Below are 11,403 nucleotides of genomic sequence, written 5' to 3'. Positions count from 1 at the left end.
GGAACGCTACTACGCCATGTTGGATGAACCAGCCATAGCCGCGTGACTCAAACGAAACGGCCTCCGGAAAACCCGGGGCGGTTCAGCTCTCCTCCCTCCTGCGGTATGATCGCGGGATTGAGCTGGAGGAGCGCTACGATGAGGAGCATTACAACGATAGGTTTGGATATTGCGAAGTCCGTGTTTCAAGTTCACGGAGTGGATGCGGCCGGCGAGGTTGTTGTTCGCCGGAAGCTGACGAGGGGGCGTGTTCTTGCATTCTTCGAGAGCCTGCCGCGATGCCTGGTCGGGATCGAGGCCTGCAGTTCCTCGCATTTTTGGGCTCGCGAGCTGATCGCACTCGGCCATGATGTGCGGCTGCTGCCGGCACAGTAACCTATCTGAAGCGACAGAAGAATGATGCCGCGGACGCAGAGGCGATCTGCGAGGCCGTGACCCGTCCGACCATGCGCTTCGTGCCGGTCAAGTCGCCGGAGCAGCAAAGCGTGATGATGCTGCATCGTGTCCGGTTGATGCTTAATCGTCAGCGCACTCAGATATCGAACGCGCTGAGATCCCACCTGTCCGAGTTCGGGGTCGTGGCGCCGATCGGGCGGAATGGAATTGAACAACTGCTCTTGGTCATCAACGACGAGAACGACGCCAGGATACCCGCTGACGCACGGCTATGCCTGCGGATGCTGGAGGCACAGCTTCGGGTCGTGAAGCAACAGATCCTCGAAAACGATCGCCGGGCCCGGGCGAGTGCGCGAGAGACTGAGCTGGGTCGCAGGTTGATGGAAATCCCGGGCGTCGGCCCGCTGTTGGCGAGTGCGTTCGTGGCGACCGTCGCCGATCCGCACGCGTTCAAGTCGGGGCGATGCCTATCGGCCTGGATCGGGCTCGTTCCGAAGCAAAACTCGAGCGGTGGCAAGGAGAGGCTCGCCAGTATCTCCAAGGCCGGCAATCGCTACCTGCGACAGCTGCTCGTGGTCGGAGCCATGGCGGTCATCCGCTATGCCGAGCGGAACGGGACCAGGCGGCCATGGCTCGTGCAGCTGATGGCCCGGCGAACGACCAAGGTTGCAGCCGTTGCGCTCGCCAACAAGACTGCCCGCATGGTCTGGGCATTGATGACAGGCGGCGAGCGCTACAGGGAGCCGGCCATCGCATAGAACGACACAAGGCGAGCGATCGCCGACGAGGTTGGAAAGGGCGGACAGGAGCTAATGCACAAAGCCGGTTGAAACCGCCGGATCAGGAAAACCCACTGGGGCCGTGCACTTCGAGTGCGAGCTTACGATCGGGACCTGAGACGCGCGAATGGCATTATGGCCAGCGGCACATGAAAGGCCGCACCTACAGGTCGGATACATGGCCGCACCAACCAGCAGATGCAAAAGGCTCAAAGAATCCCTTGCCAACGGAGAGCCGTCCATACACGGCCCCAGCGACAAGCAAACCAGTAACCCGAACGCGTTGCAGCGCGAGGGGCTGGTCTGCGCCGCTGCGGCAATCATCAGCGGCGGCTACGGTATCCGCCGGGAAACAATCCCGTTGTCGACGTAGCGGAAGCGTTTGCTCGGCATGGGCTGCTTGCCCGCCTTTGACCACGCCATGTGGAAGCGCACTGCGGTCGAGCGCTGCCGGCCGCCCAAGACGAAGAATGCGAACGCCGCATAAGCCGTCGGCTTAGCGACGGCCAGCGAAGCTTGTCAGGGGTTCAAAATTGCGAGGGCAGCGTCACCTTACATCAACTTTACGCCGCCAAGGCGAGGACTGCTCGAAAGGCGGGTTACGAATGCGCCATGTGCTGATTTCCGGTAATGGAATGCGGCCTTGTCCGGATCGTAGACACGCTGCTCAATGTCGGCGGAGAACAAAGGACGGGCTGCGTGCACCGGCGTGTCATTGCCGACCTTGCCAAGGATAGTCTTGACGAGCGCTTCGCGGTCGACCGCGTATTCAGCGCTATGCGCAGATCATTATTGTCAAAGGGGCTGTCGCAGCGCGCTACCATATAGTAGTGCCGCGCCTGTGACTTGAAGGTAAGCTGCTGCGGTCAGAGACATGGCTTGCGGTGGGCGTACGGGCACGGCCGAGCGCTGTCTCGAGGATTGAGATGATCGTTCATTTAGTAGACGGCACATACGAGCTGTTTCGCCACTTCTATGGCCAACGCCGGTTCAACAACGGCCAAGACAAGCCGTTTGGCGCCGTCGTTGGCGTGCTGAACACAGTGCTGGAGATGATCGAGAATGGCGCCACGCACATTGGGGTAGCGACAGATCATGTAATCGAGTCGTTCAGAAATCGGCTCTGGCCCGGCTACAAGACCGGGGATGGCATCGAGCCGGCATTGCTCGCGCAGTTCCACCCCCTTGAGAAAGCCCTGGCGGCCATGGGAGTGGCGGTCTGGCCGATGATCGACCTGGAAGCCGACGACGCGCTGGCATCCGCGGCACGGAGCGCGGCTGCCGATGAGCGCGTGCAGAAGGTGTGTATCTGGACGCCGGACAAGGATCTCGCGCAGTGCGTGCGAGGTGACCATGTGGTTCAGGTAGACCGCAGGACCAAGCAAATTCGCGATGCCGCGGGTGTACGCGAGAAGTTCGGAGTGGAGCCGTCCCTGATTCCAGATTTCCTCGCGCTCGTGGGTGACACCGCCGATGGCTACCCGGGTCTCGAGGGCATCGGCCTGGTCTCGGCGGCCCGGCTGCTGGGCCGCTATGGCCCCCTTGAAAGCTTTCCGCCTGAAGCCCTCGGCAAGCGTAGAGAGTTCGCACTTTTGTTCAAAAATCTCGCGACGTTACGTACGGACGCTCAGCTATTCGATGACGTCGAACAGCTGCGCTGGCGCGGCCCGACCAAAGCGTTCGAGACCTGCGTGATCCAGCTAAATGACACCAGGCTCCTCGCACGTGCGCTCAAGGCTCGGGACGACTGACCTCGCGAGGCGAGGTCTGGAAGCGGTCAGCGCCGATTCCCAATCGCACGGGCACCGTACGCGCGGCAACAGTCTTGAAGAACACACAGCGCAACGTTGCGGCGGGTGACAGGCGCTCAGGCAGCATCTGCGTTGTTGGTGGCTTCGATGGCAAAGCGTCGCACCTAGACCTAGATGCAAGGATGGTTGCGTCTGGGCGTGCTCCGCTCAGTGGTATAGCTCGGCGGTGAGGCGGCTCGTGGGCGGGCCCTCAGTAGGGGGGCAGCATCTGAACCCTGCTTTGTCTTTCCGGTGATGGGGTGATGGGAAGGATACCCTCATTGCTCGATTGGCCTGTTCGAAAGATGACGGCCATCTAACACCGTCATTGGCGCCCAGCGAAGTTGCGGCAGATGCAAGTGAGGCGCTACGTTGTGCGCCCGTCCAAACGTGTTTGCTTGTCGTCGGCATTGGCCGATTCACCCAGGGTATCGGCGACCGTGGCACCTCGCGCACCCATTGGCTGCTGCGCACCTGTGGTGGTGTCCTTGGCTGTCTGGTGCTCCATCTCGGCATTCAGCTCCGCACCGACAATCAGCACAATCACGGAAATCCAGGTCCACATCATGAAGCCGATGACCGTCCCCAGGGCTCCGTAGGTCACGTTGTAGTTAGCGAAGTTTTCAAGATAAAAGGAGAACCCCACCGAGACCGCGATCCAAACCCCAGCCGAGAGGAATGCCCCCCATGTGGCCCATCGCCACTTTGCCTTTTCGCGGCTAGGGCCGTAGCGGTAGATCAGCGTAATTCCGCTTCCGACCATGATCAGCAAAACCGGCCACCGCAAGATCCGCACAAGGGTTTCGGTCCAGCCGCCGAGGTTCAGCAGCGCAAGCATTGCGGGCACGATCCCGACCGAGATGATAAGGCCGATGCCAATGAGGATGGCGCCAAGGGTGAACCCCAAGGCCAGGAGATTCAGATGGATAAAGCCGCGCTTTTCAGTCTCCTCATAAGCGATGTTCATTGCTTCAAACAGTGTCTTGATGCCGCTGTTGGCGCTCCACAGTGCAACAGCAAGACCTATGATAAAGCCAAAGCTGAGCGTGCCAGTGTTCTGAGCGGCCAATGAGCTAAGTTGCGATCTGATAAGCTCCAAACCGCCAGAAGGCAGTATGCCGCCAAGGAATGAAATGTGCTCGGCGATGGTCTGAGGATCGGCGACGAAGCCGTAGATGGACACGAAGGCGGCAAGCGCTGGAAACAGCGCAAGAAGCAGGTAGAACGTGGCTCCGGCCGCGATCAGCGTGACACGGTCCTCTGTTACCTCAGCCCACACCCGCCACAGCACATCCCTCCAGCCGCCGCCGGAAATTTGCGATGGCCGTTCGGCATTGCGTCCACGGCCCTCCTTGTCTTCTTGTCCGGCCCGCCGCTCCAGTCGCACTTGGTTTTCGTCGGAATCTTCGGCTTTGTTCTTCGACATGACTGCAGTCCGTCGCATCTTCCTCGACGGCAAACGTTTAGGCGCGCCAATAGATGCAGGTGCAGACCTGCGCTCGCAAATAATCATCCGCCAGCTGCAGAAATACCGGCCATCTAACAACGACACTGCCCGCCTCTGACTGACGACCGCTTCCGAGGGCCGGAGTGGGGCTGTCCGGTCTCGCCTCGGATGGGCCATCTCACCACATCGTTCCGCCGGTATCAGCACCGGCTAGCGCCAAGTTCCGGCGTCATGTTCTACCGCAGCGACTTTGAAATCGTGGAGGCATTTCCAGGCGCAAGACGCAGGAAGTCACTATCCGCATGCCGCAGGACCCTGGTTCGGCTGGCAAGGCAGACGCAGCAACGAAAGTGAATCTCTCGCCGGCCATGACGTGAAGGTTCTTCAGGTCTTAGGCGACAAGGACACACGCCGCCCAGGCTGAGCCGCAGCGTGAAGCTCTTGCGCAGTCGCTGGAACGAAACATTCCTCGACGAGGTCTGTTGGGTTCCGAATGGACAATTTGACGATCAGGTAGATACCTTCGTCTACGCTCTGAACGAGCTCGCACTCGGATCGACCTTCACCCTTGACAATATCGGACGGTCGAGATCGCCGAAGCTGATTTTAATCAAAATGCTCTGGCAGGGCCTTCAACTGATCGGTGGTCATTTGTGTGATGGCATGCACGGTGCCGTCTTCGTCCCGCATAAAATCGAGCTGAGTTGCATATAAGGCCACGCGCTTTGAGCCTATGCCGAGGAACCCACCAACATCGAAGACGACTTGCGCATGCTCGCCCGTTCCATGGATGTGGTCGACTGAACTGATTTCCTCATCGTGGCGACCGTAGATGGTCGCCCCCTCAACAACGTCAGCGCGCAGTTCAGAACTCGAAAGCCGTGCGTGATTGGTGTGGTCCATTTTTGGAGTCTCCTCTCCGCTGGACTGAGGTAACCCCCGACAGGGCCAACCGTTCCGAACCATCATTCACGAGTGTCATTCGCGGATGGGCACGAGCGGGAAATATGGGACGCGCTTGGCTGTCGCCGGTCCCAGAAACGAGCTGGCGTTGGGTTCGACATCCGGTTTTGGGGGGTGTCAGTGGTGGTGGTTCGCCTTGCACCAAGTGCAACCACCGAAGTAGGTCAGCCTGCCTGCTTAACCGCCTGAAAACGCGCCCGAGCCACGATGAGCAGCACGCTCTCATCAGCCATGCCACTCTGGAAGAGCCGCACAAGATCGGCTGCGAGCTTCTCAGCTGCCGGTGAGCCGGGCTCGACATGCCCTTCCTCGCATATCTGGCTGAAAACGGATTTGAGAGCTTCCAAGTCGGTCGGGTAAAGGGCTGGGTCAATGTTCATGCGATCAATCATCTGGGGCCTCCTCAGTTGGCGACAGGTGAACGAAACGACAGCGGACAATGACTCCGCTGGCCCAAGGAGTCATTTAGAAATGACAATGCATTCGGCTCGGTACGGATCGAACAATCCACAACGTGACTCATGAGAACGGAACATAAACTTATTTCCATTCTGGGGGCCACTATTCCCGCCCGCCACAAGGGCATCAATGCCTTACCGCTTTTGGCACTATCACGCGGTCATGCCGTGGGAGAACAGCTGCTACATGGCTCACCAGCCTGCTCATGGGCGTGCTGCCGAGAGGGAATGTGCCGAGCGCCGCGTGTTCCTCGACCGGACCCAGCTCTTGGGTAGCTTTGGACGGTTGTGCTGTTTCCCGATGGGATCGGCGTTGCACTGCAGACACCATTTTGTCCGACGTTGATCTGCCAGGCGGGACGGTTTTCAGCTTGCCGCGTGGGTCCGCGGCCGACTGAAGTCAGCGGTCAACCTCGCTCAACCTGTTGGCTGCCACAGAGCCGTGGCGAAGGAACAACAAGAGACTGATCCAGTTAGACCATGCATGCGTCGATACAAATGAAACAGGAGATGACAATGGCGACGAAGAAAGGCTCTCAGGGCGGCTCCAAGGGTTTGGAAGACCTTTTCCATGATGGGTTGAAAGACATTTACTACGCCGAACGCAAGATTTTGACGGCGCTCCGGAAAATGGCAAGGGGCGCGGAGTCCGAAGAGCTGAAGGCGGCGTTCGAAAAACATCGTGACGAGACGGAAGGTCAGATCGAGCGCCTGCAACAGGTTTTCGACGCCTTTGGCAAGAGAGCCAAAGGGAAAACGTGCCCGGCGATCGACGGCATCATCGAAGAAGGACAGGAGATTTTGGAGGAATTCGAGGAGGCTCCGGCATTGGATGCGGGTCTCGTGGCTGCAGCCCAGTCCGTCGAACATTATGAAATAGCGCGCTACGGGACTCTTGTCACATGGGCCGAGTTACTTGGTCTGAAAGACGCCGTCCCGCTACTCGAACAGACGCTCAAGGAAGAAAAAGCAACCGATGAGGCGCTCACCCGACTGGGCGAAACAGGCGTCAACGAACGGGCGATGCGACAGGCCGCATAGGTTTGGATCGAATCGACGCGAACGCGGCCCCGGCAGACGGATAGAACGGGGTTGTATTCCCCAATCCAGGCGCGCATCTACACCGCAGCCGCTGAGCCGTCGAGGTGGTGGTGGCCGACCGATTCGCCCATGCTGTGCTGCTAACTACGCTCGTGAGGACGACCTTAAGAGCGCAGCCTCGCTACCGTGCCATCTTCCCGCAAGTACTCGCCGCGGCAGCGACCCTGTCCACCATCGCGAGAACGGCCAGCGGTGCGGTGTGGTGGACCATGTGGCCGGCCTGCGGGATGATATGCACAAAGGAACCAGGAATGAAGTCCAAGAGCCTCGGCTTTCGCATCGAACAACCGGTCGCCGGCCCCAGCGATAATGCCGACAGGCAGCGACAGATCATGGTAGCGGGTGAAGCGGCCGCCAGCCAGCGCGCCGGCCAGCATCAATCCCGATTCGGCCGCGATCGACCGCAGCTGTGAGGGCCGGCTGGCGATCTCTTTTGCCGACGAAGCAAACGCCGCAGAGATGATGCCGGGGCGAAATATCTTGCCCATTGCGAGCGGCCAGGTGAGCCGCACAAGCAGCGGCAGCAAGGTGTGGCGGAAAACTCCACCGGCGACAGGGAAGGCCGGTAGCGCCGCCAGTGCAAGGCCCAGGCGCGGCGGCGGACGGTAATAACCCGAGACAAGCACGATTCCGGCAACTGATGCTGGGTGCCTGCGCGCGAGTTGGAGAGCCACCGACGCGCCCCAGGAATGGCCCAGAATGAGATATCTTTCGATTCCAAGCTGCGCGATGGCGGCATGAATGAGATCGGCCTGCGCGGCCGCCGTCCACAATTTGCCTCGCGGCCGCGTGCTCCTGCCGAAGCCGGGCCGATCAAAGGCGAGCACCCGGTATTTGTCGGCCGCTTCGTCGAGCATGCCGCTGGTCTTGAAATCCTCGGCCGACGAGCCGTTTCCGTGCAGCAGGATCAACGGCGCCCCGCCGCCCTGCTCAAGGAGGTGCAGGCGCACCCCCGACACCCCGACAAGACGCCCCGACCCGTGCGGGAAAAGCGCGCGTCTGGCCCGAGCGCTGTTGTACAGCGCCAGGCTGACCAACCCGGCGGCAAGCAGGACGGCTGCTGCGGTTGTCTTGTTCGTGCGGCGGGTCACTAGCGGCCGCCGCGCGCAAAGTCGACAGGTGTGACCGCTCTCGGAATGCCTTGATGCTGCTGCCGAACTGCCGCGCGTGTCGGCGCGTGGCTTACAGAGTCCATCTCTTGCTCTCCCTGTTGGTTGCCCAAACCGCCTGATCGTCGGTTGCTCTTGGAAGAAGGTTCTGCTGCTTTCGGCTCACCGGAACTTTGCAATGGGATCCAGGGCTTAACGCCGATGCTTTGAAAGGGTCTCGATGATGACCGGCGCAGGACCGTAGCGACCGCTAGGCATGTCAGACCGGTGGATCGGGGTGCTGGGCCGGCTCCAGACATCGCCGTCTCCATTGGGTCTCAATTTTTCCTCGGCTCCCAATCGTGCTCGAACTGCACGGCCCATTCCAGGTTCAACAGCCATGGCTCCCGTCGCCCGATCCAAAGCTCATAATCTGGTATAAGATTGCTCGGAGCTTGATCCAGGCTGCCGATCATCACCTCGGCCTCGTCCTCCCGAAGGCTTACGAGGCGCGAACCACAGGTTGGGCAGAAGCTCCGCCCGGCAAAGGTGTGGAGATTGCCAGTGTCTTCGTAGCTCGATCTGGGCCAAACCGCGAAGCAGACGAAGGCGCTCCCGCTCGTTCGCCTGCAGTCATGGCAGTGGCATATACCAACCCTCGTCGGCTGCCCTTTGAGCCGGATGCTAGCAGCTCCGCAAAGGCAGCCACCTGTGCGAACTTGCTCGTCCATCATATCGACACCGCTCGCATAAGGAGATCGCAGCTCTCGTTTGGATTCGGAACAGAAGATTCATACGGCAGCACATCGGGATCCGGCGTCCACATTGGCGCGTCTAATGGCGGCTCTTCTGGTTGGGGTCCCATGGGAAGGCACATGGCGTAATCTCCTTTGCCCGGCAACGAGTGGCAAGGAGGGTTGGTTCCAGCCGTCAACTCGGCCTCACCCCGAGCTGCCCTTGAGAAGGTTGCCGGAGGCACTAAGCTCAGGCTCTTTCACGTGCGTCGAGGAGAATGATGAACTGTGAGGCAAAGAGCAGCCTGGCCGGCCGGACCAGACGCTGGGCCATCGCGCTAACGGAACGGAGAAGCGTCACCGGGACGGATGGCGAAGCCTCGTTCGGCCCATGGCTAGCCGACGCGTTGCGCTACGAGACGGCATTTCGCCGCGCGGAAATCTGGACCATAGAAGTCGAGCCGGGGGATGGGCGCCACTGCGTGGCGATGCTGGTCCGCGGCAATAGCCCCGCCACCGTCGTGTTGACCGGCCACTACGATACTGTCACGACGAGCGACTATGGCGAGCTGGAGGACATGGCAATCCGGCCGCAACAACTCACGCAGGCGCTGGGCAAAACCTTGGCCTCGACCGATGCGCCTGCCGCGAGGCGGGCGCGGGACGATTTCACGTCGGGAGAGTTTCTCGCAGGGCGCGGCCTGCTCGACATGAAGGCCGGTCTCGCCGCCGGGCTGGCAGTCTGCGCCGAATTGGCCGAAAGCGCTAACGCGGCGGGAAATCTTCTGTTCATCGCCGTCCCAGACGAAGAGAACAGTTCTGCCGGAGCGCGCAAGGCGGCACAGGAGCTGCCGGCGATTGCTGGCGAGCGCGGGCTCGATATTCTGGCGGCGATCAATCTCGATGCGATCGCCGACAACGGTGACGGCAGCGAGGGTCGTGTCATCGCGCTTGGGACGGTCGGCAAGCTGCTCCCGACGGCCCATGTCGTCGGCGTTCCCGCGCATAGCGGTTTTCCCCTGAATGGCCTGAACGCCGCGACTGTTGCCGCTGCCATTGCCGTCCGGGTGGAATGGGCCTCTGAGCTTACCGACGATCCCCAGTCCGTTCCGGGCACACCGCCGAGTCTGCTCAGCATCCGCGATGGCAAGTCCGGCTACGACGTGACGACTGCGGCGACCGCGTTCGCTACGTTCAACGTGCTGAGCTATCGTCGGACGCCGGACGAGGTGCTTGATCGCTTCGACCGGCTTTGCGCCGATACTGCTTCTGCCTACCTGGTGGAGCTGAAACGGCGGCGGGATCCCCTGCACGGCAGCACCGCGATCGATCGCGTCGAAACAATTCCCCTGCATCGCTACGAGGCAGTGCTGGACCGCCTCGATGCGGAAGCACGATCAAGGCTTGGCACCCTCAGCGCGTCTCTTGCCGCCGGCGATCTCCCCCTGCCGGAGCAATGCCGGCTGGTTACCGAGGAGGCATGGCGATTGAGCCGCTTGCCGGGACCGGCAATCGTCACCGGCTTCGGCTCAATACCCTATCTGCCGACGAACCTTTCGGATAGGCCGGCAGCGGCGAGGTTGCGCGCGATTGCCTTGGACGTCGCAGCCGGCGCAAGCGCCCGCTATGGCTCAGCGATCGGGTGTGCGGATTACTTCGCCGGCATCTCGGATATGAGCTTCTTTGGCGAGGCTACCGAATCCGGTCTCGACGTCGTTGCCCGCAACACGCCGATGTGGCGTGACGGCATTCGCTGGCCCAAGTCAGGTGGGCTGGCCAACATTCCCACCATCAATATCGGCCCGTGGGGACGAGACTACCATACCCCGCTCGAGCGGCTCCACATCGGCTATGCTTTCGATGTCCTGCCGCAAGTCGTGAGCGATGTTTGTGCGACGCTTCTTGCAAAGAAGGATTAACGCGCAGAAGCAGCAACTCGATACCTCGCCAGGAGCAAATCTGAAAAGCAGAGGTTGCGCGCCAGATCAATCCCGAGGCAAGCCTGTGAAGAGATCTCAAGAACAGCTTCACCAGCGCACCACGAAAACCAGGGGGCAGCGCCTATGACGAAGTGTTGGGAGGCTCGTCCGACTCCGGCAAACGGTCGCGAATGGCTTCCTCGGTTTTGCTTGCCGTCTTTTTCACGACTTTCTCGACGCGGTCGACCAACGTCTCGGCGTCGCCGCTGGAACCCTGTCGGTCAGCCTCTTCCTTTACAGTCTCATATGCTTCGGCGGCTACCTGCTTGGCTTGCTCCACCCCTTCTTCAAGGAGATCCTCAGCACTGTCGCGAAGCTTGTCGCGGTAGGGGCCGAGTTGCTCGTCTTCCGCGGCGGTGTGAGGCAGCATCACGCCGATTGCGGTGCCAACGGCAAGGCCGACAGCAGCCATGGCCAGGGGTTCGCGCTGGAACAAGTCCAGCGCCGACTGGCGCGCCTGTGCAGCCGCATCACTGACGCCTGATCCGACTTGTCCGGCCGTGCTTCTCAACTTTTCTCTGGCCCCGCTCGCAAGATCTGCAACAGCTTCTGTCGCACCGCCTGCTACGGAAGCCACCGAACTAGCGGCATCTGAGAGCCTGGAGCCGCCTCCCGCAGCTTCGCTTTCGGCACCGGAGTACTCACTGCTCGACTCCTGCCAGCCCTCG

9 protein-coding genes and 2 pseudogenes are annotated in these 11,403 nt (G+C 60.9%); 5 read left to right on the top strand and 6 right to left on the bottom strand.

All coding sequences use genetic code 11. The features are described 5' to 3' along the window. Window positions 1-138 precede the first annotated feature (138 nt). The 3 genes and pseudogenes from NKJ46_RS33820 to NKJ46_RS33805 all read left to right on the top strand — a co-directional run bounded on the left by NKJ46_RS33820 (window position 139) and on the right by NKJ46_RS33805 (window position 2,926). Window positions 139-1,154: pseudogene (locus NKJ46_RS33820) on the top strand (IS110 family RNA-guided transposase). Window positions 1,155-1,353: 199 nt separating this feature from the next. Continuing rightward, window positions 1,354-1,548, top strand: a complete 195-nt coding sequence (locus NKJ46_RS33815) for a hypothetical protein (RefSeq protein ID WP_352671545.1) — start codon at window positions 1,354-1,356, stop codon at window positions 1,546-1,548. Window positions 1,549-2,101: 553 nt separating this feature from the next. Beyond that, complete coding sequence (locus NKJ46_RS33805; protein ID WP_352671542.1) at window positions 2,102-2,926, top strand: 5'-3' exonuclease; 825 nt, start codon at window positions 2,102-2,104, stop codon at window positions 2,924-2,926. Between the two features lie 406 nt (window positions 2,927-3,332). Here NKJ46_RS33805 and NKJ46_RS33800 read toward each other — a convergent pair whose 3' ends face one another. The 3 genes from NKJ46_RS33800 to NKJ46_RS33790 form a co-directional block, all read right to left on the bottom strand. Further along, window positions 3,333-4,391, bottom strand: coding sequence for a YihY/virulence factor BrkB family protein (locus tag NKJ46_RS33800; protein WP_352671539.1), 1,059 nt, complete (start codon window positions 4,389-4,391; stop codon window positions 3,333-3,335). A 627-nt stretch (window positions 4,392-5,018) separates the two neighbouring features. After that, window positions 5,019-5,315: a PRC-barrel domain containing protein gene (locus NKJ46_RS33795; RefSeq protein WP_352671536.1), complete on the bottom strand. Its 297-nt coding sequence runs from the start codon at window positions 5,313-5,315 to the stop codon at window positions 5,019-5,021. Window positions 5,316-5,539: 224 nt separating this feature from the next. Then, window positions 5,540-5,767: a hypothetical protein gene (locus NKJ46_RS33790; protein WP_352671533.1), complete on the bottom strand. Its 228-nt coding sequence runs from the start codon at window positions 5,765-5,767 to the stop codon at window positions 5,540-5,542. 582 nt (window positions 5,768-6,349) lie between these two features. Here NKJ46_RS33790 and NKJ46_RS33785 point away from each other — a divergent pair. Next, window positions 6,350-6,874, top strand: coding sequence for a YciE/YciF ferroxidase family protein (locus NKJ46_RS33785; protein ID WP_352671530.1), 525 nt, complete (start codon window positions 6,350-6,352; stop codon window positions 6,872-6,874). Window positions 6,875-7,038: 164 nt separating this feature from the next. Here NKJ46_RS33785 and NKJ46_RS33780 read toward each other — a convergent pair whose 3' ends face one another. Further along, a complete protein-coding gene (locus NKJ46_RS33780; protein WP_352671528.1) occupies window positions 7,039-8,025 on the bottom strand; it encodes an alpha/beta hydrolase in 987 nt (328 codons plus the stop codon). A gap of 335 nt (window positions 8,026-8,360) precedes the next feature. Further along, window positions 8,361-8,753: a GFA family protein gene (locus NKJ46_RS33775; protein WP_352671525.1), complete on the bottom strand. Its 393-nt coding sequence runs from the start codon at window positions 8,751-8,753 to the stop codon at window positions 8,361-8,363. 284 nt (window positions 8,754-9,037) lie between these two features. Between NKJ46_RS33775 and NKJ46_RS33770 the strand changes: the two genes are divergently transcribed. Continuing rightward, on the top strand, window positions 9,038-10,675 hold the full coding sequence (locus NKJ46_RS33770) for a M20/M25/M40 family metallo-hydrolase (protein WP_352671523.1): 1,638 nt from the start codon (window positions 9,038-9,040) through the stop codon (window positions 10,673-10,675). Window positions 10,676-10,817: 142 nt separating this feature from the next. Here the strand turns inward: NKJ46_RS33770 and NKJ46_RS33765 are convergent. Next, window positions 10,818-11,403: pseudogene (locus tag NKJ46_RS33765) on the bottom strand (hypothetical protein); the annotation flags it as partial.

Origin of the sequence: Mesorhizobium sp. M0166 (assembly GCF_040322255.1) — a bacterium.
In the GTDB taxonomy this organism is placed as follows: Bacteria; Pseudomonadota; Alphaproteobacteria; order Rhizobiales; family Rhizobiaceae; genus Mesorhizobium.
Note: the sequence above shows the minus strand (reverse complement) of the source record. Positions and strands in the feature narration are given on the sequence as shown.

Excerpts from the sequence above, each read along its gene's own strand:
- NKJ46_RS33785 (WP_352671530.1), top strand. The coding sequence starts at position 6,350 with ATGGCGACGAAGAAAGGCTCTCAGGGCGGCTCCAAGGGTTTGGAAGAC.
- NKJ46_RS33770 (WP_352671523.1), top strand. The coding sequence starts at position 9,038 with ATGAACTGTGAGGCAAAGAGCAGCCTGGCCGGCCGGACCAGACGCTGG.
- NKJ46_RS33800 (WP_352671539.1), bottom strand. The coding sequence starts at position 4,391 with ATGTCGAAGAACAAAGCCGAAGATTCCGACGAAAACCAAGTGCGACTG.
- NKJ46_RS33790 (WP_352671533.1), bottom strand. The coding sequence starts at position 5,767 with ATGATTGATCGCATGAACATTGACCCAGCCCTTTACCCGACCGACTTG.
- NKJ46_RS33805 (WP_352671542.1), top strand. The coding sequence starts at position 2,102 with ATGATCGTTCATTTAGTAGACGGCACATACGAGCTGTTTCGCCACTTC.
- NKJ46_RS33775 (WP_352671525.1), bottom strand. The coding sequence starts at position 8,753 with ATGGACGAGCAAGTTCGCACAGGTGGCTGCCTTTGCGGAGCTGCTAGC.
- NKJ46_RS33815 (WP_352671545.1), top strand. The coding sequence starts at position 1,354 with ATGGCCGCACCAACCAGCAGATGCAAAAGGCTCAAAGAATCCCTTGCC.
- NKJ46_RS33795 (WP_352671536.1), bottom strand. The coding sequence starts at position 5,315 with ATGGACCACACCAATCACGCACGGCTTTCGAGTTCTGAACTGCGCGCT.